This is a genomic window from Dactylosporangium sp. NPDC000244, from assembly GCF_040300725.1.
GTDB lineage: Bacteria > Actinomycetota > Actinomycetes > Mycobacteriales > Micromonosporaceae > Dactylosporangium.
This window is the reverse complement of the sequence record NZ_JBEPEH010000015.1, coordinates 124892-148127: the sequence shown is the minus strand read 5'-3', so window position 1 is coordinate 148127 and position 23236 is coordinate 124892. Positions and strand designations below refer to the sequence as shown.

Genomic DNA, 23236 nt, shown 5'->3' with positions numbered 1-23236 from the left:
CAACAGCGTCGTGAAGTCCCACTGAACTTGCCGTCCGACACGCATATCCGGCTGAATGAAAGCGATTCACGCCGCGTATGTCCGAATTGGACGGAGGTGGCCGCCAATGCCACCAACGCGCGCATGTGCGATTTGCCGCCGTGTTCGGGTATTGCTGCTCGCCGATTTCCTGCCCTACGCTCGGCGTGTTTTCATTCAGCGAACGGGGGCTCTAGATGACCATGTCCAAACTCGGGCACAACACCCGCACGAGCTTATTCGCACTCCTGGCGTTGATGGCCGGACTGCTGGTCGCGGCCGGTTCGCCCGTTTCCCCGGCCGCGGCCGCGCCGCCGCCGTGCGGGTCCGGGCAGTCCGACGAGCGGGCCGCCGCCGCGCAGGCGAAGGCCTGCGGCGGCAAGGTCGAGATCCTCGCCGGGCGCAGCGAGTACACCCAGGTCTTCGCCAACCCCGACGGCACCTCGACGTTCACCTCGAGCGCCGCGCCGGCGCGGGTGCACCGCGCGGACGGGTCGTGGGCGGCGGTCGACCCGAGCCTGCGGGCGCGCGCCGACGGAACCCTGGCCCCGGTCGCCACGCTGACCGACGTCGTGTTCGCCGCAGGCGGCACCGGCACCTTCGTCACCTACCGCAGCAAGGGATCCACACTGCAACTGTCGCTGCCGGTGGTCCTGCCGACGCCGGTCGTGGACGGCGCCTCGGCGGTCTACCGCAACGTGCTGCCCGACGTCGACCTGCGCGCCACGGCCACCGCCACCGGCTTCACCCACGTGCTGATCGTGAAGACCCCGGCGGCCGCGGCCAACCCGGCCCTGGCGAGCATCCGGCTCGCGGTCGGCGGCGACGCCGTGGCCCGCACCGGCGCCGGCGGCAAGGTGGCCTTCGCCGACAAGGCGGGCCGCACCATCGCGGTCACATCCGAGGCGAGCATGTGGGACTCCACAGTGAACCCGGGCGCGGCCGGCGAGGCCCAGGCCAGCACGGCGTCGATCCGGGCGCTCAAACAGGCGCCGCCGGACGAGCTGATCTCCACCGAGCACGGCCCCGGCCAGACGGCCCGCACCGCGCCGATCGCGCTCAGCGCGGAGGCGGACGGCCACGGCATGGTGCTGCGGCCCGACCCGGCCCTGCTGCACAGCTCCACCGCGGCGTTCCCGCTCTTCATCGACCCGCAGATCGGCCCGGTCGACACCCGCTGGGCGTACAGCCGCTCGCTCGACGCCGACTACGGCCCGAACGACAAGATGCGGGTCGGCTACAACCCGCCCGCGTACGGCGGTGACGGCCGGCTGTACCGCGGGTTCATCGAGTTCCCGACCACCTACGGCGGGCAGACCTACAAGGGCAAGCACGTCCTCGAGGCCTCGTTCTCCATCAACCTGAACCACTCCTACTCCTGCAACGACACGGCGACCAACCTCTACCGCGCCGGTGGCATCAGCGTCGGCAACAGCGGCCGGATGGCCTGGAACTCCCGCCCGCTCGGCTCCGGCGTCCCCTTCCTCGCCACCGCGTACGGCCACGCGAACAAGGCCGGCGGCTGCAGCACGATCCAGCCCGACATGATCATGACCTTCGGCGGGCCCGGCAACGAGACCATGCGCGCCGACGTCCAGGGCGCCGCCAACGGCAACTGGGACACCTACACCGTCGGCCTGTGCGCCTGCGACTCCAACGGCGGCAACGAGTCGACCGGCGACCGCTGGAAGAAGTTCACGATCGACTACCACACGACGATGAGCATCACCTACAACACCGTCCCGGGCACCCCCGCGAACCTCTCGCCCCACCAGGGACAGATCAACTGCGGCGGCTTCGTCGGCACCACCACGCCCGCGCTGCAGGCCCAGTACGTCGACGGCGACGGCTCCGACACGCTGTCCTCGACGTTCCAGTGGCAGCAGCTGCCGTCCGGCACCGTCACCACCCTCGCCGGACCGAGCAAGCCGGCCAACAACAACGGCGCCGTCACGGTCAGCCTCGGCGCGAACTCCGAAGGCAAGCAGTACCAGTTCAGGGTCCAGACCAACGACGGTCACGACGCCTCGCCGTGGTCGCCGTGGTGCGTCTTCACGGTCGACACCACGGCGCCGACCGCGCCGGTGGTGACCCCGACGGCCTCGGGCACGGCCCCCGTGTACACCGGCTGCGACCCCGGCACCATCGGCGCCTGCACGGCCCGGGGCGGCCCCGGCATCGCGGGCGGCTTCGTGTTCAGCGAGCCGGCCGGGCCCGCCGGCCAGGACGTCGTCAAGTACGTGTACGGCTGGGACGCGCCGACGAACTACGTGAGCGTGGCGGCCGGGGCGGCGACGCCGACCATCATGCTGACCCCGCCGCACTACGGCATCAACAAGCTGACGGTGTACAGCCTCGACGCCCACGACCACCAGAGCCCGACGACGAGCTACTTCATCCTGGTCAGCGCGCCGTCGGCCGCGGCGGCCCACTGGCCGCTGGACAACATCGACGGCCACGGCTTCACCGACCGCGTCTCCGGCTCGTCGCTCACCACCACCGGCGTGAACTGGACGCCGAACGCGCGCTGGGTCGGCGCCGACGCGGCCACGTTCACCGGCACGAACAGCTCGGCCACCCAGCTGGTACCGGCGCTGGACACCTCGAAGTCGTTCAGCGTGGCGGTGTGGGTCCAGCTGCAGTCGCCGCTGTGGTGCACGTCCGACAACTACACCATCATGTCGATGGACTACAGCAACGTGGCGGCCGACAACCACGTCAGCGCGTTCACCCTGAACTTCGACTGCGCGGCCAAGATGTACCGCTTCCAGGTCGCCGACCAGAACGTCGGGGTACCGAACTACGCCAACGTCTCGACCCCCACCAACGCCGCCGTGCCCGGCAAGTGGACGCTGCTGGTCGGGGCGTACGACGACGCGGAAAACAAGATCAACATGTGGATGGACGGCAACCTGGTCGGCACCACCAACCTCTGGCCGGCGTGGATCGCGACCCACGACGCCGCCCCGAAGGCGACCGGCCCCGTCGTCCTGGGCCGCTACCGCTGGGACAACTGGTCCAGCGGCTTCGTCCACGCCGAGATCGCCGACGCCCGGGTCTGGAACCGCGCCCTGGTCACCGACGACATCAACGGCACCGATGCCAACGCGGCGACGGGCGTCCCGGCCCAGATCGGCCTGACCCGCCCGATGGAGGTGGCCGCCTACCAGTTCGCCGACAGCGAGTGCTACTGCACGGACACCCCCGACGGCTCCTACTTCGCCCGCACCGCAACGCTCATGCCGACCTGGACCGGCGACCCGGCCACCTCACCGGCCTGGCTCACCGCCGACTCCCACGACGGCAACGGCGGCGTCCAGCTCAACGGCAGCTCCGGCTACCTCACCACGAACAACGGCACCGAACGCCCCGTGCTGCGCACCGACCAGTCCATCACGTTCGCGGCCTGGGTCAAGCTGGACCAGGTCACGACCGTCGACCAGGTGGTCCTCAGCCAGGGCCCGTTCTCCCTGTTCTTCCGCGGCTGGGAAGGCAAGTGGGGCGCCACCGTCCGCCAGCCCAACGGCTCCGGCGGCTACGTCAACGTCGAGTCCTACTCGGCCAGCGCGGCGGTCACCGGCCAATGGGTCCACCTGGCCGGCGTCTTCAATGCGTCGACCGGCGACGTGAGCCTCTACGTCAACGGCGTCAAGCAGGCCTCCGTCGGCCACGGCGCCGTCGGCGCCCCCTCGACCGGCAGCCTGGTGATCGGCAATCGATCCGGCACCAGCGCCTACTTCGGCGGCACGATCGACGCGGTCCACGTCTACCAGGGCGTGCTGAACAACCGGGAGATCGCGGCCCTCTACACGGGCTGACCGGCCTTCCGCCCCCACAGACGCGGGCCCGCCACGACCAGGTGGCGGGCCCGCGCGCGGTGTCCTAGCGCTCGGAGAGGCGGCGCTGCTCGCGCTTGACCTCGGCGTACGACTCGCGCTCGCGGACCAGCCACTCCGGCGGGTTCGCGTTGAGCTCGGCGATCTCGGCGGTGGTCAGCGCCTCGGTCACACCGCCGCGGGCCAGGCCGCTGTTGGACACCCGCAGCCGGGCCGCGACCACGTTGCGCGGGTGCGGCCCGTCGCGGCGCAGCTCGACCAGCCACTCGGGCGGGTTGCGCTGCAGCTCGTCGAGTTCGTCGCGGGACACCAGGCGGTCCTGGAACTCCTGCGGGGTCGCCGGCAGGTACACGTCGAGCTTCTGCGCGGCGGTCGCGGGCTTCATCGTCTGGGTCTGCTTCGGCTTGCTCACCGAGCAAGGGTAGCGTGACGCCAATGACCTTCCGCCTGCTCGTGGTCCCCGGCGTCGTCATCGACCGCTGGCGGCACACCTGGGCGGAGCGCCGGCCGGAGACGCCGCTCGAGCTCGTGCCGGTCGCGGCCGCCGACGCCGCGGCGCGGCTGGTCGAGTCCGGGCACGCCGCGCTGCTGCGACTGCCCGTGGACCGGGACGTGCTGCATGCGATTCCGCTGTACCAGGAGCAGAGCGTCGTGCTGGCCCACCGCGACCACGTGCTGCACGCCGCGGACGAACTGAGCGTGGCCGAGCTGACCGAGCTCGGCGAGCCGCTGCTGCACCCGCTCGACGACGTGCTGGCGTGGGAGCCGCCCTCGCTGGGCGTGGAGCGGCCCGAGTCGACGGAGACGGCGGTCGAGTGGGTCGCGGCCGAGGCGGGGCTGATGGTCGTGCCGCAGTCGCTCGCGCGGCTGTATCACCGCAAAGACGTGAAGTACAAACCGGTCGTGGATGCTCCGGTCTCCTCCGTCGCGCTGGCGTGGCCGATCGACGGGCATTCGGAGCTGGTCGAAGAGATGATCGGCATCGTGCGAGGGCGGACCGCCAACAGCTCGCGCGGGCAGGCGCCGGCCGAGAAAGCGCAGAAGAAGAAGGGGCCGGCGAGCAGGCCTGCTCGCCGGCCCCGGTGAATCACGGGGTGTAGATCTTCGGCGCGGCCGGCGTGCTCATGCCGTCGCCCAGGAAGAAGCTCGGGTGCGGCGGCTGGTTGTACGCCGTGTTCTGCCACGCCACGCCCTCGCGGTACTGGATGTCGTGCATCAGCGTGACCAGCCGCCGGTCGGTGACCGCGGTGCTCACGTAGACGCGCAGCGCCTTGTCGTCGGACGTGGGCCAGATGACCTCCTCGCGCCAGTCGCCGAACAGGTCGGCGGTCAGCGACGGGGTGGACTTGGTGCTGTTGTTGGAGTGCACGCCGCTCGCGGTCAGCAGGCGGGTGTCGCCGCTCGGCGTGTACTTGTCGATGTGCGTGGCGTCGAGCAGCTCCCGCACCGGGTCGGCGTCCCACCAGACGACGAAGTTGACCGCGCCCGGCCGCCGGGTGTTGATCTGGGCGCCCTTGGTGTTGTAGATGCCCGTCGTCGACGTGCTCCACGACTCGGCGCCGGGGCTGCCGGCGTACACGTCGTCGGAGCGGCCGCGGCCGTTGTCGCAGCCGCAGCTCGCCCAGGACCACAGCAGCGAGCCGGTCTTCGCGTCGGCCATCCAGCCGGCCTTCGACCCGGTGTTCTCGTCGACCTTGAACACCTCGAGGCCCGCGTGGCTCGGGTCGAGGTCGCCGACGTCCATGGCGTCGCCGTGGCCCTGGCCCGTGTTCCACAGCGGGGAGCCGTTGTCGTTGATCGCCATCGCGCCGAAGACGATCTCGTCCTTGCCGTCGGCGTCCACGTCGGCGATGGCCAGCTGGTGGTTGCCCTGGTCGGTGTACTGGCTGCCGGCGCTGTTGGAGTCGAACTTCCAGCGCTCGGTCAGCTTGCCGCCGCGCCAGTCCCACGCGGTGATGACGGTGCGGGTGTAGTACCCGCGCGACTCGATCAGGCTGGGCCGCTGTCCGTCGAGGTACGCGGTGCCGGCCAGGAACCGGTCGACGCGGTTGCCGTACGAGTCGCCCCAGCTCGACACCGTCCCGCGCGGCACGTCGTAGTTGACGGTGGCCATCGCGGCGCCGGTCTGGCCGTTGAACATCGTGAGGTACTCGGGGCCGGACAGGATGTAGCCGGACGAGTTGCGGTAGTCGGCGGAGGAGCTGCCGATGACCGTGCCGGCCCCGTCCTTGGTGCCGTCGGCCGTCTTCATCGCGATCTCGGCCTTGCCGTCGCCGTCGTAGTCGTACACCTGGAACTGCGTGTAGTGCGCGCCGGCCCGGATGTTGCGGCCCAGGTCGATGCGCCACAGCCGCTGCCCGGTGAGCCGGTAGGCGTCGACGAAGACGTTGCCGGTGTAGCCGGACTGCGAGTTGTCCTTCGAGTTCGTCGGGTCCCACTTGAGGACGACCTCGTACTGCCCGTCGCCGTCGAGGTCGCCGACGGACGCGTCGTTGGCCGTGTACGTGTACGCCACACCGTCGGGCGTGGTGCCGCCGGACGGGGGCGAGATGGGGATGTCGAAGTACCCGTTGGCGCCCACCTGGAACGCCGCCTCGGAGTCACCCTGCTCGGCGCCGCCGACCACGGGCCGGACGGTGTACGCGGCGCCGGAGGCCGCGCCCGAGTCGAAGTAGTTGGTGGAGTTCGTGATCGGGCTCGCGTTCACCTTGGTTCCGGCGCGGTACAGGTTGAACGCCACCCCGGCCGGGTCGGTGCCCAGCAGCCGCCAGGACACGTAGTTGCCGCTGCCGGAGCGCACGCTGACGAGGCCGCGGTTGAGCTTCTCGGCCTGCCGACCCGATCCGGCCGGCGGCGGACTGGTGGTCGTGCCGGTCGTGGGGCCGGCCACGTAGTTGAACGACCACTGCATCCGGGCGATGTCCGAGCAGGTCTCCTCGACGATCGGGTTGTTCCCCGCCGTCGAGCCGTCCTTGTCGCTGACGCACAGCCCGGTGGCCACGGACTTCACCAGATACTTGCCCGCCGCGGCCGACGAGGCCGTGAACGTCCACAGCTGGTTGGTCTTGGTGCCGTCGCCGCAGCCGTACTGCTGCAGCTGCGTCCCCGACGTGGTGCTCGACGACGGCACGTCGATGCACCGGCCGCTGTTGCCGTTGGCCAGGTTGAAGCCCGAGGACTGGCTGACCGCCTTCCACTGCATGTGCGTCGCGGTGGCGTCGCAGGCGACCTGCACCAGCAGCGCGCTGTTGTCCATCGAGGACCCGACGACGTCGACGCACTTGCCGGACGCGCCGGACGCCAGGGTGTACACCCCGTTGCCCACCGGCGTCGTGGCCGCCTCGGACGGCCAGATCGACACCGCGAGCACGACGCCGGGCACCGCCACGGCGGCGGCGATCCCCGCCGCTCTCATCCGGTTCACGTCACACCCCGATGTTCGACTGCGGGCCGGAGTACGTCTTGACCAGCGTCGGCACGTCGGCCGCCGGGTCCAGCGTGTACGAGTAGAAGCTGTGCGGGTCGAACGCCGAGCCGGACGTGTCCTTGCGCCCGGTGCTGTTGACCACGATGGACCCGGACTGCTTCAGCTGCGCGGTGCTGTCCGGGTAGTACGGGTTGTTGACGTGGTCGAAGTAGCTGTTCTCCAGCACCATCTTCGTCGAGCCGCGCGAGTAGTTGCCGTAGCTGGTGATGTTGGCCAGGTAGTTGTTGTAGAGGTGCGCGTAGGCCAGGTTGTCGGCGCTGGGGTTGCGCTGGTTGTTGTCGTGCAGCCAGTTGTGGTGGATCGTCATGCGGGCGGTCACGTTGTCGGTCCAGCCGATGCCGAAGACCTTGTTGTGGTTGCCGAGCTGGTTCCACGACACGGTCACGAACGACGTGTCCTTGCGCGAGTCGATGTACCCGTCGTTGATGTTCGTGAACGTGTTGTGGTCGATCCACACGTGGTCGGCGGTGTCCATCTGGATGCCGTCGTAGTCGAAGTCCTTGTCGTCCGGGTCGTCCGACGCCACCGCCGTGTCCCCGATCGTCAGGTTCCGAATGATCACGTTGTGGACCCCGGCCCCGAGGAAGAACCCGCCGTTCTTGATCCGGCCGTTCTTCCCGACGCCGATGATGGTCTTGTTCGACGTCACCGGGATCTCGTACCCGTACTGCGGCACCGTGATCGTCGCGTTCACGCGCACGGTGTACGCCGAGCTGGACGTCGCGTACTTGAGCAGGTCCGCGTAGGTGGTGACGGTGACCGTGCTCCCGGCCGCGCCGCCCGTCGTCCCGCCGTTGGTGCTCGCGAAGCCGTCCGCGGTGTCGGACCAGGTGCGGCCGCCGGAGCCGGTCGTCGGCGCGGAGGTCGACCCGGTCACGGAGTTGAAGCTCCACTGCATCCGCGCGATGTCGGAGCAGGTCTCCTCCACGATCGGGTTGTTCCCGGCCGTCGAGCCGTCCTTGTCGCTGACGCACAGCCCGGTGGCGACCGACTTCACGAGGTACTTCCCGGCCGCGGCGGTGGACGCGGTGAACGTCCACAGCTGGTTGGTCTTGGTGCCGTCGCCGCAGCCGTACTGCTGCAGCTGCGTCCCCGACGTGGTGCTCGACGACGGCACGTCGATGCACCGGCCGCTGCCGACGTTGCTCAGGTTGAACTGGCCGTTCGCCTGCGCGACGGCCTTCCACTGCTGGTCCGCCGCGGCGGTGTTGCACGCCACCTGCACCAGCGGCGCGCTGTTGTCCATGGAGGCGCCGGTCACGTCGATGCACTTGCCCGAGGCGCCGGCGGCGAGGGTGTAGACGCCGCCGCCGACCGGGGCGGTCGCGGCCTGCGAGGGCCAGACGGCGACGGTCAGCACGGTCACCGGGACCGTGGCGGCCGCGAGGGCGATCGCGAGCTTCCTGCTTGTCTTCACAGCGGGTTCCATCCGTCCGTTCCGGCGAGGTACTTCTGCGGGGTGTAGTTCGCCGCCTGCGCGTCACTCAGCTGCGGGCGGTTGCTGTTGGTCCCGGCTCCGGCGCCGGTGTTCCTGTACTCGAAGAACCGCGCGTTCTTCCACGAGTTGCCGGACATGTCGGTCCACGGCTGCGCGGTCTTGATGGTGTTGCTGAGGCTCGACTCGCGGTACAGCACCTGCCCGGCGGCTCCCCACGGCCGGCCGAGCTGCGTGACGTTCGCGGTCGCGCCGGTGATGGTGCACTGGTAGAACAGCAGGCCGTAGGTCTGCCCGGCGTCGGTGTTCGCGGCCGTGACCGGGCCGCCGGTGCTGCGCCGCTCGTAGATGGTGCTCTTGTTGAACACCGCGGTGCCGCCGCCGAAGATGAAGTCGACGGTGCCCTCGACGTAGGAGTTCACGAGGTACGAGCGGTAGTGGTAGACCAGCATCGTGTCCTGGTTGCCGAGGAACCGCACGTTGTCGTAGACGGCCCGGTCGGCGTTCAGGCTCGCGGCGACCGCCTGGCTGCCCTCGCCGTAGTCGTTGGACATCGTCAGGTTGGTCGCCTTGAAGTCGTGGCCGTTGATGAACACGGTCGCGCTGCCCGAGGTGCCGTAGCCGCCGGCCGAGCTGTGGTTGTTCACGATGACCGTGTTCGACGGCCCGGACCCGAGGCCCTGCAGCGTGATGAACGGCTTGTTCTCGGGGATCGTCACGATCTCGCGGTACGTGCCGGCCTTGATGGTGATGACCCGCCGCGTGGTGTTGTTCGCGGGCACCGCGTCGATCGCCGCCTGCACCGTCTTGTACGTCCCCGAGCCGTCGGCGGCCACCGTCGGCTTGGTCCCCGTGCCGGTGGTCGGGCCCGAGGTCGCGCCGGTGACGTAGTTGAACGACCACTGCATCCGGGCGATGTCCGAGCAGGTCTCCTCGACGATCGGGTTGTTCCCCGCCGTCGAGCCGTCCTTGTCGCTGAGGCACAGCCCCGTCGCGACCGACTTCACGATGAACTTCCCGGCCGCGGCGCTCGAGGCGGCGAACGTCCACAGCTGGTTCGTCTTCGTGTTGTCGCCGCAGCTGTACTGCTGCAGCTGCGTGCCCGACGTGGTGCTCGCGCTCGGCACGTCGACGCACTTGGCGCTGTTGCCGTTGACGAGCTGGAACTGGCCCGAGTTCTGCGCGACGGCCTTCCACTGCATGTCCGCCGCCGCGGTGTTGCACGCCAGCTGGACCAGCAGGGCGCTGCTCGCCGTCGAGGCGCCCGCGACGTCGACGCACTTGCCGCTGGCCCCGGAGGCCAGCGTGTAGACGCCACCGGCGACCGGCGTGGTGGCCGCCTCCGACGGCCAGACGGTCGCGGCCAGGACGGCGGCGGGGACCGCGGCCGTGACGGCGACCGCGGCGATGGTTCGGGGTCTTGGCCGCCGGCGGGCACCGGCGACGGGTTGTGGCGACATGGTCGTCCTCTCCTACGGGGGTGGGACTGAGGCGCGGGGCGCACTCCCGTAGATGGCGGGACCAGCCGTCGATAACGCGAATCCGGTACAAATATCAAAAGTGCTGATGCAACGGTGAAAGTTTCACGACTCGGACATGGAGGCGCCCATGCCGTTGCCCGTGGTCAGGAAGTCCGTGGCCGGCAGGGTGCCGTCCGCGCGGCGGGTGCCCTGCGCGGCGGTCGCGTCGGTGGAGCGGAACATCGCGGCGGTCCACGTGCCCTCGTCCCAGGTGTTGCGGCTCGTGTGCACGCCCGAGCCCATCGACACGGAGTCGTCGTTGCCGATCGACACGTTGGAGCGCAGCGTCGCCGGGGTCGTCGGCATGCCGAAGCCGGTGGCGCCGTTGCGGTAGGCGGTGTTGTTGGACAGCCGCAGCTCCGCCGGGTTCCCGCCGTCGGCGAAGCCGTTGTGCACGTTGCCCCAGGCGGCGTTGTGGCGCACGCTGTGGCTCGCCGCGACCGGCGGGTTGCCGCCGCCGAAGGTGAACCCGTTGCCGTTGCTCTTCCAGCCGGCCACGCCCCAGCGGTTCACGCCGTTGCCGTAGGCCCAGTTGTGCTGGATGTCGATCGGGCTGGCGAAGTCGCCGAAGTCGAAGCCGTCGTCGGCGTTGTTGAAGGCGCGGTTGCCGCGCACGATGTTGTCCTCGCCGGAGCCGAACTTGATGGCCATGCCGATGCCGGACTGGCCCTGGTCGGCCGGGTCGTGGTTGTTGAAGAAGTCGCTGTCGAGCACCTGGTTGCCCGTCGTGCCCTCGCCGCGCAGGGTCAGCCCCGACTCGACGTTGTCGTGCAACGACAGGCGCACGAACAGGTTCTGCTTGCACGACAGGCACACGTAGGCGTGGCTGGCCGAGTTCTTGACCTCCAGCCCCTGCACGGTCCAGAAGCTGCCGTGCTGGGTGATCGCCCACTTGTCCTTCGGGATCCGGCTCGCGTCGATGACGGGGTGCTCGTCGCCGTACGAGCTGAGCGTGATCCGATGCGTCTCGTCGCCGCTGGTGTCCAGCACGATGGGCGAGGTGGGCCGGTAGGTCCCGCCGCGCAGCGCGATCGTCTGGCCGGGCCGGACCACGGATGCCGCCTTGGTCAGCGTGGCGAACGGGTGCTCGATGCCGCCGTCGCCGCCGTCGTCGCCGTCGGGGGCGACGAAGTACTCGGCGCGGACCAGGCCGGCGGTGCTCGCCGGGCCGGGCGGGGCCGGCGCTGCGGAGGCGGTCGAGCCCGGCGGGTCGGGGGCGACCGCTCCCCCGGTCGCGGGCGGCGCGGCGACCTCGCCCGGGCGGTCCTCGCCGGACAGCGGCGTCTCGTAGACGGCGAAGGCGAGCCCGCCGCCGGCCACCACCACGACCGCGGCGACGGCGGCGGCCTTGGTCTGCACGATGTGCTGCAGGTGCGCGAACACCCCGGTGCCGGCCGTCCCCGCGGCCTTGAACCCCTCGAACGCGAAGACGGGCAGGGGCAGCGCGGCGATGCCCGGCAGCAGCTTCTCCGGCGCCAGCAGGTCGGCGGCGAGCTCGGAGCAGCGCCGGCAGCCGCGCACGTGCCGGGTGAGCCGCTTGCGCCACAGCGCGTCGGTGCTGCTGTCCCACGGCTTGAGCACCTCGGCCAGGTCGGGGCAGCGGGGGGTGGCGTGCAGGGCCCGCACGAGCCCGCGGGCGGCGTCGAGCTGGGCCCGCATCCGCTGCACCCGCACGGCCGCGTGGTTGGGCCGCACCCCCATCGCGGCCGCGAGCTCGGTCCGGGTCAGCTCCCCCGCCGCCTCCTGCCACCACAGGGCCAGCAGATGCCGATCGTCGTCGTCGAGCCACTGCGTCGCCTCGGCCAGCTCGCGGCGCTGCCCGGCGAGCATGAGCCCGGTGAGGCTGCGCTCCTCGAAGTCGCCGCCCGGGTCCGCGAGTTCCTCCGGCACCTCCCGCGCCGGCGGGTGGCGCCGGGTCGCGCCGCGGCGGTGCATCTGGATCTGCCGGTAGGCGATCGCCACGACCCAGGAGCGGAACCGGTCCGGCTCGCGCAGCCCCGGCAGCCCGCGCACGACCTGGATCATCGTCTCCTGGACGAGGTCGTCGACGTCGGCGTGCCGGTTCAGCGCCCGGCCGATCACGTTGTAGACGAGCGGCAGGTGCCCGGCGATGAGCGCGTCGAGGGCGCGCTCGTCTCCGGCCTGCGCGGACCGCACGAGCGAGGTCGAATCGTGCACCGGCACGGTCTCACCCTGCGTCACCGCTGATCCCTTCCGGCCCGCGACCACCGGCGCCGGCGGTCACACCACCGCGGCACCCCCGGCCGAGCCGTATGTTGGCACACCCCATCAGGCGTGTAAAGCGCCGGAAACATTGAACGAGATTGCTGCTGGAAAACGTGTTATCGCTCTCATCGCCGCGGCATCTACATGGTGCGGGGACTGCCCCGACCACGCAGGGTGACCGCCGCCGGCCGCACGGCCGTCGTGCGCATGCCGTGCCGGCGGACTCGGGGCACACTGGATCTCGTGGCGGTGCGGTGGAGAGTGACCTGGCGAGTCACACGCCTCCGTCTGCGCCGTATGGCCCGAACCCCGCACGAGCGGCGCTCGGTCGCGTTCGCGCTCCTCGTGCTCACCGGGTTCGTCTGGGGCGTGGGCTCCGCGCCGCCCGGTCCGGCGGTGCCCGGCCCGCCGCCGGAGCCGCCGTCGCCGACGGCCGTGGCCGCGATCGAGCAGGGCCGCCCGGCCGGCTACCCGATCGGCGGCATCGACATCTCCAGCCACGACCACCGGAAGTTCACGGTGCACTGGCCGACCGAGGTGGCGGCCGGCAGCCAGTTCGTCTACGTGAAGGCGACCGAGGGCCTGTCGTACGTCAACCCGCACTTCGCCGCCGACTACGTCGCCGCCCGGGCCGCGGGCCGGTACGTGGGCGCCTACGTGTACGCGCGGCCGGACAAGGGCGACCCGGTCGGGCAGGCCGAGCACTTCCTGCGCCACGCCCGGTTCACCCGCGACGCCCGCACCCTGGTGCCGTTCGTGGACCTCGAGTGGCCCTACGCGGGGGTCAAGGCAGGCCCCTGCTACGACCTGAGCCCGGAGCAGATGCGGGCCTGGATCGCCGCGTTCATCGGCCGCATCGAGCGCGAGATCGGCCGCAAGCCGATGATCTACACGAACACGTACTGGTGGAACCCCTGCACGGGCAACGACACCTCCTACGGCGACTACCCGCTGGACATCGCCAACTACACCAAGGGGCCGCCGAAGCTGCCTGCCGGGTGGACGACGTTCGCGCTGTGGCAGTACGCGCCGGGGAACCCGGATCAGGCGCACAGCCATGACCGGGACGTGGTCAACGGCGGCCCGGCCGGCCTTCGCGCCCTCGCCTGGCCCTAGTCTCTCGCACCAGTCACTCGCACGGGGTGTCGGTAGCGCCTGCTGTACCACGACCGGCCAGCGTGCTGCATCGCCCGTCGTCGAACCGCGCCATACCGTTTTCGGTGCGCGCACTTCCTGTTCGACGACACGAAGGGACACGAGACGATGTCCGTCACGACAGCAGCCGCGGCGGCGGTGCGCGTGGAGGCGCTGACCCGCACGTACGGCTCCGGCGCGCAGGCCGTGCACGCGCTGGCCGGCGTCGACGCCACGTTCGCCCGCGGCACGTTCACCGCGGTCATGGGCCCCTCGGGCTCGGGCAAGAGCACCCTGCTGCAGACCGCCGCGGGGCTGGACCGGCCGACGTCGGGCCGGGTCTTCATCGGCGACACCGAGCTGTCGCGGCTGTCCGAGACGCGGCTGACCGAGCTGCGGCGGGGCCGGATCGGCTTCGTCTTCCAGGCCTTCAACCTCATCGCCGCGCTGAGCGTGGCCGAGAACATCGAGCTCCCGCTGCGCATGGCCGGCACCCGGCCCGACCCGGCGTGGCTCGCGCACGTGGTGGCCCGGGTCGGCCTCGGCGAGCGGCTCGGTCACCGCCCGGCCCAGCTCTCCGGCGGCCAGCAGCAGCGGGTGGCGATCGCCCGCGCCCTGGCGAGCCGCCCCGACGTGGTCTTCTGCGACGAGCCGACCGGCGCACTGGACACGAACACCGCCGCCGACGTGCTGGCGCTGCTGCGCGGCATCGTCGACGAGCACGGCCAGACCGTGGTGATGGTGACCCACGACCCGGTCGCCGCCTCCTATGCCGACCGCGTGCTCGTCCTCGCCGACGGCCGCATCGTGCGGGACCAGCCCCAGCCGGGCGTCACGCAGATCGCGTCGCTGCTGGCGTCCCTGGACCGCCGCTCGATGGTGCGGGGGTCCTAGCCATGCGCCGGTTGGCCTTCCGCATGCTGCGCCACCGCCCCGGCTCGGCGGTCGCGACCCTGCTCGCGCTCGTGGCCGGGGCGATGATCCTGACGGCGATGGGTGTCCTGGTCGAGTCGGGCGTGCGCTATGTGCCCCCGGCGGGCCGGTACGCCGCGGCCGACATCATCGTCGCCCGGCCCGACGTGACCGTCTCGTCCCGCGACCTCGACGGCTCCCCGCAGACCAGCACGATCGCCCTGCCGGAGGGCGGGACGGTGCCGGTCTCGCTGGCCGAGCGGATCCGCACGCTGCCCTCGGTCGATCGCGTCGTCGTCGACGTGACCGTGCCGGTGTTCGTCGCGGGCGGATTCGTCGAGGGGCACGGGTGGGAAAGTGCGGGGCTCTCGCCGTACACCTTGCAACAAGGAAATCCACCGGGGAGCGACGACGAGATCGTGGCCGACGCCCGGCTCGGCCTGACCCCGGGGTCCACTGTGGACGTCGTGGTGGGCGGCGACCCGCTCCGGTTCCGGGTGAGCGGCGTGGCCACGGGCCCGGCCCCGGCGGTGTTCCTGACCGACGCGCGGGCGTCCGCCCTGTCGCCGCGGCCGGGCGCGATCGCCGTGTTCGGCACCCCGTCCCTGGCCGCGGTCGCGAAGCTGGCCGGCCCGGACCTGCGGGTGTACGCGGGCGAGGACCGCGGCCGCGCGCTGCGGTCGGCGGACGGGGCGGCCCGCGACCTGCTGATCCTGGCCGGCGCCAGCTTCGGCGGCTATGTCGTGCTGCTGGTGGTCTTCGTGGTCGCCGGCACCGTCGGGCTGTCGGTGCGCCACCGCCGCCGCGAGCTGGCCCTGTTGCGCGCGATCGCCGCGACGCCGGGCCAGGCCCGCCGCCTGCTGGTGGCCGAGGCGGCGTGGGTGAGCGCGGGGGCCGCGGTGCTGGGCATTCCGGCGGGTCTGCTGGCGGCGCGGTGGGTGCACGGTTCGCTGGTGTCGCGCGGCTTCGTCCCGGCGTCGTTCCCGATGTCGCCGGGGCTGGTCGCGGCGGGCGCGGTGGCGCTGCTGACGGTGGTGTCGGCGGTGCTGGCCGCGCTGCTGGCCGGCCGCCGCATCACGCGGGTGCGCCCGACGGAGGCCCTGGGCGAGGCGGCGGTGGAGCCGGCGCGCGGCGGCCGGGCGCGGCTGGTCTCGGGCGTGGTGGTCCTGGCCGGCGCGGCGACGTCGAGCTCCTTCACCGTGGCCGCGAGCGGCCAGACGGCGCTGGCGGCGGCGACGGGCATGCTCTACCTGTTCACCGCGGCCGTGGCCCTGCTGGCGCCGTGGATCAACACGTTCGCCGCGCGCGTGTGGTCGCACGTGTTCCGCACGGCCCCGGGCCGCCTGGCGGTGGCGAACCTGCGCGCGAACGCCCGCGGCTCGGCGGCGGTCGTGACGGCGCTGGTGCTGGCGGTCGGTTTCGGCGGGTCCGTCTGGTTCGTCCAGGACAATCTGGAACGCGGGACGGTGTCGCAGTCGGCGGCGGGCCTGCGCGCGGATCGCGCCCTGGTGGCGCCCGGCGGCCTGCCGGCGTCCGCGGCCGACGAGGTCCGCCGGCTTCCGGGCGTGCGGGCGGCGACGGGTCTTTCGCACACGAACGTTCTCGTGACCCTGATGGGCGAGCTGGACACGGCGCCGGCGCAGGTCGTCGACCCGGCGGGCCTGGCCGGGACCGTGGACCTGCACGTGACGGAGGGCCGCCTGGACGCCCTGGCCGCGGACACGATGGCGGTGTCGTCGATGCGCGCGGGCACGCACGGCTGGCACGCGGGCTCGCGCGCGGAGATCCGCCTCGGCGACGGGACGCCGGTGACGCTGACGGTGGCGGCGGTGTACGACCGCGGCCTGGGCTTCGGCGACTTCACCCTGTCCCGCGCGACGGTGGCGGGCCACACGGCGGCGGCGACCGACGAGGCGATCCTGGTCCGCACCGATCCCGGGGTTTCGGGCGCCCCGGCCCCCGCGAGTGCGGACGTCGACGCCGCGCTCGCGCGGATCGCGGCCCGCTACCCGGGCGGCCGGGTCACCGCCGCCTCGGAGCTCACCGCCCGCGTCGGCAACGACCTCGCCGTCAGCGCGTGGCTGAACCGGCTGCTGATCGGGGTGATGGTCGGCTACGCGGCGCTGGCGGCGGCGAACGTGATGGTCATGGCGGCGCTGTCCCGGCGGCGGGAGCTCGCGCTGCTGCGGCTGGTCGGGGTGACCCGCCGGCAGGCGGCGCGGATGGTGCGGGCCGAGCAGGTCGGGCTGCTGGGCACCGCGCTCCTGCTCGGAGTCGCGATCGCCGCGGTGACGCTGATCGCCGTGGTCAAGGCGCTCACGGGGAGCCTGCTGCCGTATGTGCCTCCGCTGGGGTGGGCGCTGGTGCTGGGCGGCACCGCCGTGCTGGCGCTTGTCACCACCATCGTGCCGATCGGCCGGCTGCTGCGAGCGCCACTGATGGAGAACATTGGTCAGCGCGAGTAGGCCACGTGGGTCCAGAGGGTGCCTGTTCTGATTGATTCACCCTAACACATCGATAGAAATCGAATAACGGAACGTAATTGCACCATCACGCTACCGGCCGGGGTGGGGCTGAGCTGTCGCGGACGACCAGTTCCGTCGCCAGCTCCACCCGCGGGGTCTCGATCGTCTCGCCGTGGGCCATGCGCAGCACCGTACGCGCGGCCAGCAGACCCATCTCGGCCAGGGGCTGCCGCACCGTCGTCAGCGGCGGCGACGTCCAGCGGCTCTCCGGCAGGTCGTCGAAGCCCACCACCGACACGTCGTCCGGCACGCGCAGGCCGCGGCGCCGCACGGCCTCGTACGCGCCGAAGGCCATCTGGTCGCTCGAGGCAAAGATCGCCGTCGGCGGCTCCGGCAGCGACAGCAGGGCCTCGGCGCCCGAGCAGCCCGACTCGTGGTAGAAGTCGCCCTGCTGGATCAGGGCCGGGTCGGTGTCGAGGCCGGCCGCGGCCAGGGCGGCGCCGTAGCCGTCCAGCCGGGCGCGGCTGCACAGCAGGCGCTTCGGGCCCGCGATGAAGCCGATGCGCCGGTGGCCCAGGGACAGCAGGTGCTCGGTCGCACGCAGGCCGCCGGCCCAGTTCGTCGCGCCCACGGTCGGCACGTCGATGGTCGGCACGCCCGCCGGGTCGATGACGGCCAGCGGGATGTCGAGGCGGCGCAGCTCCGCGTGCAGCGGCGGGGTCACGTCCGACGTCACGAAGATGACGCCGTCCGTCGCGCGGGCGCGCAGGTTCTGCAGCCACTGCCGGGCCGAGGCTGGCTTGTCGTGGATCGCCGAGACCACGGTGCCGATGCCGGTGGCGTGGGCGACTTCCTCGACGCCGCGGATGATCTCGACCGCCCAGGGGCTGTCGAGGTCGTTGAAGACGAGGTCGATGAGGTTCGCGGCGGGCTTGTTGCGAGCGGTCCGGCGACGGTACCCGTGCTCGCGCAGGATCGCCTCGACCCGCTCGCGCGTCTGGGGCGACACGTCGGAGCGCCCGTTGAGCACCCGGGACACCGTGGGCACCGACACGCCGGCCTCGCGCGCGATCGCGGTGATGGTGACCCGGCCTGCGTCCTCGACTGACACGCGCATCCCCTTCAACGGTTTTCGATATTTTCGCACGCCGCCGTTTTCGGAACCAATTCCGGAACTTTCAGGTGCCCGGAGGCGGGGAGCAGCACGTCACGGCAGCTGAACCGGCTCAGGCGCTTCCGGAAATCGTTGACACCGCCGAACGGGCCGCCCAATACTTGCGCCATCGACATCCGTCAAACCCGGCCGCCCCACCGGGTCACGGCTCGCTGCCCTGTTGAGGAGGAAAGCGCGCACATGAACAGACGCACCAACAACGGCACCCGCCGTCTCCTGATCGGCGCCCTCGCGCTCGCCGCGGCCGCCACGTTCGCCACCGGCGTCGTCGGGGCCGCCCCGGCGAGGGCCGCCACCTGCAACGGGTACGTCGGGCTGACCTTCGACGACGGCCCGTCCAACGACCACACGCCCGCGATCCTCAACGCCCTGCGCCAGAACGGGCTGCGGGCCACGATGTTCAACGAGGGCCAGTACGCCGCCGCGTACCCGGCCCAGGTCCGCGCCCAGGTCACCGCGGGCATGTGGGTCGGCAACCACAGCTACACCCATCCGCACCTGATCCAGCAGAGCCAGGCCCAGATCGACTCGGAGATCTCCCGCACCCAGCAGGCGATCGCGAACGCGGGCGGCGGCACCCCGCGGCTGTTCCGCCCGCCCTACGGCGAGACGAACGGGACGCTGCAGGCGGTCGAGGCGAAGTACGGGCTGACCCAGATCATCTGGGACGTCGACTCGCAGGACTGGAACGGCGCGAGCGTCGACGCCATCGTCGCCGCGAACGCCCGCCTCACCAACGGCCAGATCATCCTCATGCACGAGTGGCCGGGCAACACCCTGGCCGCGATCCCGCGCATCGCGCAGGGCCTGGCGAGCCGGAACCTGTGCGCGGGCATGATCTCCCCGCAGACGGGCCGCGCGGTGGCCCCGGACGGCGGCGGCACTCCGCCCGGCGGCGGGGGCACGACGCCACCTCCACAGGGCGGCAGCTGTACGGCGACCCTCTCGGCCGGCCAGCAGTGGAGCGACCGGTACAACCTCAACGTGACGGTCTCGGGCACCAACGCGTGGACGGTGACCATGACTGTGCCGAGCCCCGCGAAGATCAGCGCGACGTGGAACGTGAACGCGACCTGGACCAGCTCTCAGGTGATGGTGGGCAGACCGAACGGCGCCGGCAACACGTTCGGCGTGACCATCATGACCAACGGCAACTGGACCTGGCCGACGGTCTCGTGTAGCACCTAGCGCCCGGGGCGGTGGCGCGGCATCACCCCGCCGCGCCACCGCACCTCCGGGCCGAGCGGGTCTGTCCGGAAGGACCCATATCCGGGGATCGGGAGATATTTCAAGTGACGAACTAAGCCGAACGGCTGATCGTGCAAGGGAATCGCGTGGTGTCAGCATTCAGGGCGACGGATGTCGGAACGGGGGGTGAACAGACAGGAGCGCACCGTGCTGGTGGAACGCATCGTCGTGCCGTTCGAGGGGCGCGGAGCCGGGACCGGGCCGTTGGCGTGGGGGCAGCAGCAGGTCTGGGAGGCGATGGTCGACATCGGCTCGTCGCTGCCGATGGGCGGCGTCGTCGCGGTCACCGACGGGCGCACCGTCGAGGACTTCGTGCACGAGCTGCGCTTCCACATGTGCCGCTACCCGTCGATGCGCACGCTGCTGCGGTTCGGCGGCGACGGTACCGTCACCCAGGAGATCTTCGCCGAGGGCGAGACGGCGCTGGAGATCCACGAGGGCGAGGACCCCGGCGAGGATCCGGCCGCGGTCGCCGAGGCGCTCGCGGCGCGGTGGCGGGAGCGCAAGTTCGACTACGACTCCGAGTGGCCGCTGCGCATGGGCGTGGTCCGGCACCGGGGCGTCGTCACGCACGTGGTCGCCCTCATGTGTCACATCGCCGCGGACCTCGGCGGCGTCGAGGTCATGATGCGCGACCTGGCCGCCGCCGACCCCGGCCCGCACACCGCCCCGTCGCCGCTGGACCTGGCCCGGGCGCAACGGGAGGCGGGGATGCGCCGGCACACGGCGGCGGCGATGCGGTACTGGGAGAACCACCTGCGCGCCGTCCCGCTCAGCGTGCTGGGGGACGCCGCCGACAACGGCGACCCGACGTTCTGCCGCCTGCACTGGCGCTCCCCCGCGCTGCACCTGGCCTCGGCCCGGCTCGCCGCCCGCCTCGGCGCCGACCCGGCCTGGGTCCTGCTGGCCGCGCTCGCGACCGGCCTGCACCGCGTCGGCCGCAGCCCGTTCGTGGCGCTCGGCATCATCGGCAACCGGTTCCGGCCCTCCCTGCGCGAGGTGGTGAGCCCGCTGACCCAGGACGGCCTGTGCGTGCTCGACGTCACCGGGGCGAGCGCGGAGGAGGCGATCGCACGGGCCCGGACGGCGTCGATGAGCGCCTCGAAGTACGCCTACTACGACCCGGCCGACCGCGAGGCCCTGGAGGAGCGCGTCGGCCGCGCCCGCGGCGCCCGCGTCGACCTGCGGGTGCTCTACAACGACCGCCGCACGAGCGCCGCCCCGCCGCCCGGCGCCGAGGACCCGCGGGCGGCCCTGGCCCGCACGCAGCTGCGCGAGGAGCCGGCCGCGTTCCTGGGCCCGAAGCTCATGTTCCACGTCGAGGACTCCCCGGACGCGGTCAGCCTGATCATGGAGGTCGACACGCGGTACCTCGCCCTGCCCGACGCGCGCCGCCTGCTCAAGGAAGCGGAAAGGTTTGCCGTCGAGGCCTGACACCCCGGCGCCGCCTTCCTACCCTGGGGTCACGTCACGGGGAGGCGCTCATGCAGATCACCGAGGTGAGCGTGCTGGGCGTACGGTCGGCGGTCGTGGTGCTGCGGCACCGGCACACGCCCCTGCGGTTCGTGCTCGTCCCGACCATCCACATGGGACGGCCGGAGTACTACCGGCGCATCACCGAGCGGATCGCGCGGTCCCAGCTCATCGTCGCGGAGACGTACGACGGGCCCAGCTCCACCGGCCTGGCGTACGTCACCGCGATGCGCCTGACCCGCCAGTGCCAGGCCCGCGGGCTCGTGCACCAGAACATCGACTACGCCGCGCTCGGGGTGCCGGTCGTCTGGCCGGACGGCTTGCTCCTGCGCGGGCGCCGCGACCGCGTGCCGCTGCTGGGCTGGCTCGACCTGGCCCTGCTGGTGCCGGCCCTGACCGTCAGCATGGCCGTCGGCGGCCGTGCCTGGCTGCTGGCCCGCAACCTCGAGGTGAGCGACGACTCCGAGGTGCGGGTGCCGCTGTTCAACCGCGCCATACTCGTCGAGCGCGACCGGCTCCTGACCGCGGACCTGGCCGGCATCCACGAGCGCCGCGCGGCCGAGGACATCGAGGTCGCCGTGGTGTACGGCGCCGCGCACATGCCCGCCGTCATGCGCACCCTGGCCCCGCTCGGCTACCGCCCCCTGCGCGCCGGCGACTGGCTGACCGCGATCCCGTTCTAGGCTGCGGGGCGTGACGGCCGGGGCGTGACGGCTCAGTCCTCGGGCAGGGCCGCGTCCGCGGTGGCCGCGTGCCTCGGGATGAACACCGCCAGCAGGGCGGCCAGCACCGCGGCGCCCGCGCAGATGGCGAACAGGGTCCGGTAGCCCGCCAGCGACGGCAGGGCGTGGCCGGCCAGCGTGATCGTCTGCGCCGCCAGGATCGCCCCGCCGATGGCGCTCGCCAGGGAGCTGCCGACGCTGCGGAAGAGGGCGTTCAGGCCGTTCGCGGCGGCCAGCTCCGAGCGCGGGGCGGCGTGGATGATGAGGCCCGGCATCGCCGCGTAGGCGATGCCGGTGCCCGCGCCCGAGATGGTGGCGCCCAGCACGACCTGCCACAGGGAGTCGACCAGGACCATGCGGGTCGCGAAGCCCGCGGCGATGATGAGCGAGCCGATGATGAGGGCGGTGCGCGGGCGCAGGCGGGCCGAGAACGGCGACAGCAGCAGCATCGCGATGCCGCCCGGCAGCATGCACAGCCCGCCGGCCAGGACGGACTGGCCGAAGCCGTAGCCGGTCGCCGCCGGGGCCTGCACGTAGGAGGCGGTGCCGATCAGCGTGGCGAACAGGGCGAAGCCGACGCACAGCGAGGCGATGTTGGTCAGCAGCAGCGACGGGCGGGCGGTGGTGCGCACGTCGACGAGCGGGGACGCGCGGCGCAGCTCCACGGCGATGAAGACCGCCAGCAGTACCACGGCGGCGGCGAGCAGGCCGATGGTCCACGGGCTCGTCCAGCCCCACGACGAGCCCTGGGCCAGCGGCAGCAGCAGGGCGAGCATCGCGGCGCCGAGCAGGGCGGTGCCGACCAGGTCCATGCGGCCCTTGGCGACCCGGGCCGGCTCACGGACGAGCAGGACGATGCCCGGCACGGTCAGGATGCCGCCGGCGACGCAGATCCAGAACAGCACGTGGTAGTCGGCGTACTGGGCGATGAGCCCGGCCAGCGGCAGGCCGAGCGCGCCGCCGACGCCGAGCATGGCGCTGATCAGCGCGATGCCCGCGGGCGCGTGCTCCCGGGGCAGGGTGACGCCGATGAGGCTGATGCTCAGCGGTACGGCGGCAACGGCGAGGCCCACGACCGACCGTCCGATGATCATGACGGTGAGATTGTTCGCCAGGGCGCAGATCAGCGAGCCCACGACCAGGGCCCCGATGGTCACCAGGAGCATCCGGCGGGTGCCGAACAGGTCGCCGAGGCGGCCGAAGGCGGGCACCGCGACCGCACCGACGAGCAGGGTCGAGGTGAGCAGCCAGGCCACCCCGTCCCCGCCCGCCCGCAGGTCGACGGCGAGCTCCGACAGGACCGGGACCAGCAGCGACTGGGTCAGCGACACCATGAGCGCCGCGGTGCCGATGACGAGCACGACGACGAGCTGCCGCCGGGTCCACGCGGCGCGGACCTGCGCGGGCGGCGCCTCGACGGCGGACTCCTGGATCTGGGTCATGGGGGTGGGGCTCCAAGCACGGGGAATGTGGCCCGATCGGCCAGGAGGCAGAGCCTGCCACGAGCGTGTTGCCACGAGGTGACCGCCGCGTGGACTGAGACCGCGGTCACAAGCGCGCCGATCGGGCCGCGCTGTCGTCGAGGG

General features: G+C 71.9%; 16 protein-coding genes. 8 read left to right on the top strand and 8 right to left on the bottom strand.

Features of this window, described 5'->3' with window-relative positions; translation table 11 throughout:
* The first annotated feature begins 215 nt into the window (after positions 1-215).
* On the top strand, positions 216-3836 hold the full coding sequence (locus ABT369_RS22560) for a LamG domain-containing protein (RefSeq protein WP_350614580.1): 3621 nt from the start codon (positions 216-218) through the stop codon (positions 3834-3836).
* 64 nt (positions 3837-3900) lie between these two features.
* Here ABT369_RS22560 and ABT369_RS22555 read toward each other — a convergent pair whose 3' ends face one another.
* Entirely contained in the window at positions 3901-4266 is a 366-nt protein-coding gene (locus ABT369_RS22555) for a DUF5997 family protein (protein ID WP_350614578.1), read from the bottom strand.
* Between the two features lie 23 nt (positions 4267-4289).
* Between ABT369_RS22555 and ABT369_RS22550 the strand changes: the two genes are divergently transcribed.
* Positions 4290-4940, top strand: coding sequence for a LysR family transcriptional regulator substrate-binding protein (locus ABT369_RS22550; RefSeq protein WP_350614577.1), 651 nt, complete (start codon positions 4290-4292; stop codon positions 4938-4940).
* A gap of 1 nt (position 4941) precedes the next feature.
* Here the strand turns inward: ABT369_RS22550 and ABT369_RS22545 are convergent, their stop codons facing one another.
* The 4 genes from ABT369_RS22545 to ABT369_RS22530 form a co-directional block, all read right to left on the bottom strand.
* The gene (locus tag ABT369_RS22545) at positions 4942-7269 is read right to left on the bottom strand and encodes a rhamnogalacturonan lyase family protein (protein ID WP_350614765.1); all 2328 of its coding nucleotides are present in this window, start codon (positions 7267-7269) and stop codon (positions 4942-4944) included.
* Between the two features lie 10 nt (positions 7270-7279).
* Positions 7280-8758 (bottom strand): RICIN domain-containing protein, encoded by a 1479-nt coding sequence (locus ABT369_RS22540; protein WP_350614576.1) that lies wholly within the window; start codon positions 8756-8758, stop codon positions 7280-7282.
* Positions 8755-10236, bottom strand: a complete 1482-nt coding sequence (locus tag ABT369_RS22535) for a pectinesterase family protein (protein WP_350614574.1) — start codon at positions 10234-10236, stop codon at positions 8755-8757. The genes ABT369_RS22540 and ABT369_RS22535 overlap by 4 nt, the downstream gene beginning before the upstream one ends.
* Positions 10237-10359: 123 nt before the next feature.
* Positions 10360-12498 (bottom strand): sigma-70 family RNA polymerase sigma factor, encoded by a 2139-nt coding sequence (locus ABT369_RS22530; RefSeq protein ID WP_350614573.1) that lies wholly within the window; start codon positions 12496-12498, stop codon positions 10360-10362.
* A gap of 321 nt (positions 12499-12819) precedes the next feature.
* On the opposite strand from ABT369_RS22530, the gene ABT369_RS22525 reads away from it, so the two are divergent.
* The 3 genes from ABT369_RS22525 (at position 12820) to ABT369_RS22515 (ending at position 17033) form a co-directional block, all read left to right on the top strand.
* Positions 12820-13638 (top strand): GH25 family lysozyme, encoded by an 819-nt coding sequence (locus ABT369_RS22525; protein WP_350614571.1) that lies wholly within the window; start codon positions 12820-12822, stop codon positions 13636-13638.
* Between the two features lie 147 nt (positions 13639-13785).
* Complete coding sequence (locus ABT369_RS22520) at positions 13786-14550, top strand: ABC transporter ATP-binding protein (RefSeq protein WP_350614570.1); 765 nt, start codon at positions 13786-13788, stop codon at positions 14548-14550.
* A 2-nt stretch (positions 14551-14552) separates the two neighbouring features.
* Positions 14553-17033, top strand: a complete 2481-nt coding sequence (locus ABT369_RS22515) for an FtsX-like permease family protein (RefSeq protein WP_350614568.1) — start codon at positions 14553-14555, stop codon at positions 17031-17033.
* An 85-nt stretch (positions 17034-17118) separates the two neighbouring features.
* Here ABT369_RS22515 and ABT369_RS22510 read toward each other — a convergent pair whose 3' ends face one another.
* Together ABT369_RS22510 and ABT369_RS22505 are read right to left on the bottom strand one after the other, a co-directional pair.
* A complete protein-coding gene (locus ABT369_RS22510; RefSeq protein WP_350614567.1) occupies positions 17119-18144 on the bottom strand; it encodes a LacI family DNA-binding transcriptional regulator in 1026 nt (341 codons plus the stop codon).
* An 11-nt stretch (positions 18145-18155) separates the two neighbouring features.
* The gene (locus tag ABT369_RS22505) at positions 18156-18323 is read right to left on the bottom strand and encodes a hypothetical protein (RefSeq protein ID WP_350614566.1); all 168 of its coding nucleotides are present in this window, start codon (positions 18321-18323) and stop codon (positions 18156-18158) included.
* A 64-nt stretch (positions 18324-18387) separates the two neighbouring features.
* On the opposite strand from ABT369_RS22505, the gene ABT369_RS22500 reads away from it, so the two are divergent.
* The 3 genes from ABT369_RS22500 (at position 18388) to ABT369_RS22490 (ending at position 21611) form a co-directional block, all read left to right on the top strand.
* Positions 18388-19395, top strand: a complete 1008-nt coding sequence (locus tag ABT369_RS22500; protein ID WP_350614564.1) for a polysaccharide deacetylase family protein — start codon at positions 18388-18390, stop codon at positions 19393-19395.
* A 186-nt stretch (positions 19396-19581) separates the two neighbouring features.
* Positions 19582-20889, top strand: coding sequence for a condensation domain-containing protein (locus ABT369_RS22495; protein ID WP_350614562.1), 1308 nt, complete (start codon positions 19582-19584; stop codon positions 20887-20889).
* Between the two features lie 50 nt (positions 20890-20939).
* A complete protein-coding gene (locus ABT369_RS22490) occupies positions 20940-21611 on the top strand; it encodes a hypothetical protein (RefSeq protein ID WP_350614561.1) in 672 nt (223 codons plus the stop codon).
* Positions 21612-21643: 32 nt separating this feature from the next.
* On the opposite strand, the gene ABT369_RS22485 is transcribed toward ABT369_RS22490, so the two are convergent.
* Positions 21644-23092 carry an MFS transporter gene (locus ABT369_RS22485; protein WP_350614560.1) on the bottom strand — a complete coding sequence of 483 codons (1449 nt, stop codon included), beginning with the start codon at positions 23090-23092 and terminating at the stop codon, positions 21644-21646.
* Positions 23093-23236 lie beyond the last annotated feature (144 nt).

What these genes read in the sequence shown, in the direction of transcription:
- ABT369_RS22525 (WP_350614571.1), top strand. Translation starts at nt 12,820, where the DNA reads ATGGCCCGAACCCCGCACGAGCGGCGCTCGGTCGCGTTCGCGCTCCTC.
- ABT369_RS22505 (WP_350614566.1), bottom strand. Translation starts at nt 18,323, where the DNA reads ATGTCGATGGCGCAAGTATTGGGCGGCCCGTTCGGCGGTGTCAACGAT.
- ABT369_RS22500 (WP_350614564.1), top strand. Translation starts at nt 18,388, where the DNA reads ATGAACAGACGCACCAACAACGGCACCCGCCGTCTCCTGATCGGCGCC.
- ABT369_RS22560 (WP_350614580.1), top strand. Translation starts at nt 216, where the DNA reads ATGACCATGTCCAAACTCGGGCACAACACCCGCACGAGCTTATTCGCA.
- ABT369_RS22550 (WP_350614577.1), top strand. Translation starts at nt 4,290, where the DNA reads ATGACCTTCCGCCTGCTCGTGGTCCCCGGCGTCGTCATCGACCGCTGG.
- ABT369_RS22490 (WP_350614561.1), top strand. Translation starts at nt 20,940, where the DNA reads ATGCAGATCACCGAGGTGAGCGTGCTGGGCGTACGGTCGGCGGTCGTG.
- ABT369_RS22520 (WP_350614570.1), top strand. Translation starts at nt 13,786, where the DNA reads ATGTCCGTCACGACAGCAGCCGCGGCGGCGGTGCGCGTGGAGGCGCTG.
- ABT369_RS22535 (WP_350614574.1), bottom strand. Translation starts at nt 10,236, where the DNA reads ATGTCGCCACAACCCGTCGCCGGTGCCCGCCGGCGGCCAAGACCCCGA.
- ABT369_RS22515 (WP_350614568.1), top strand. Translation starts at nt 14,553, where the DNA reads ATGCGCCGGTTGGCCTTCCGCATGCTGCGCCACCGCCCCGGCTCGGCG.
- ABT369_RS22545 (WP_350614765.1), bottom strand. Translation starts at nt 7,269, where the DNA reads ATGAGAGCGGCGGGGATCGCCGCCGCCGTGGCGGTGCCCGGCGTCGTG.
- ABT369_RS22485 (WP_350614560.1), bottom strand. Translation starts at nt 23,092, where the DNA reads ATGACCCAGATCCAGGAGTCCGCCGTCGAGGCGCCGCCCGCGCAGGTC.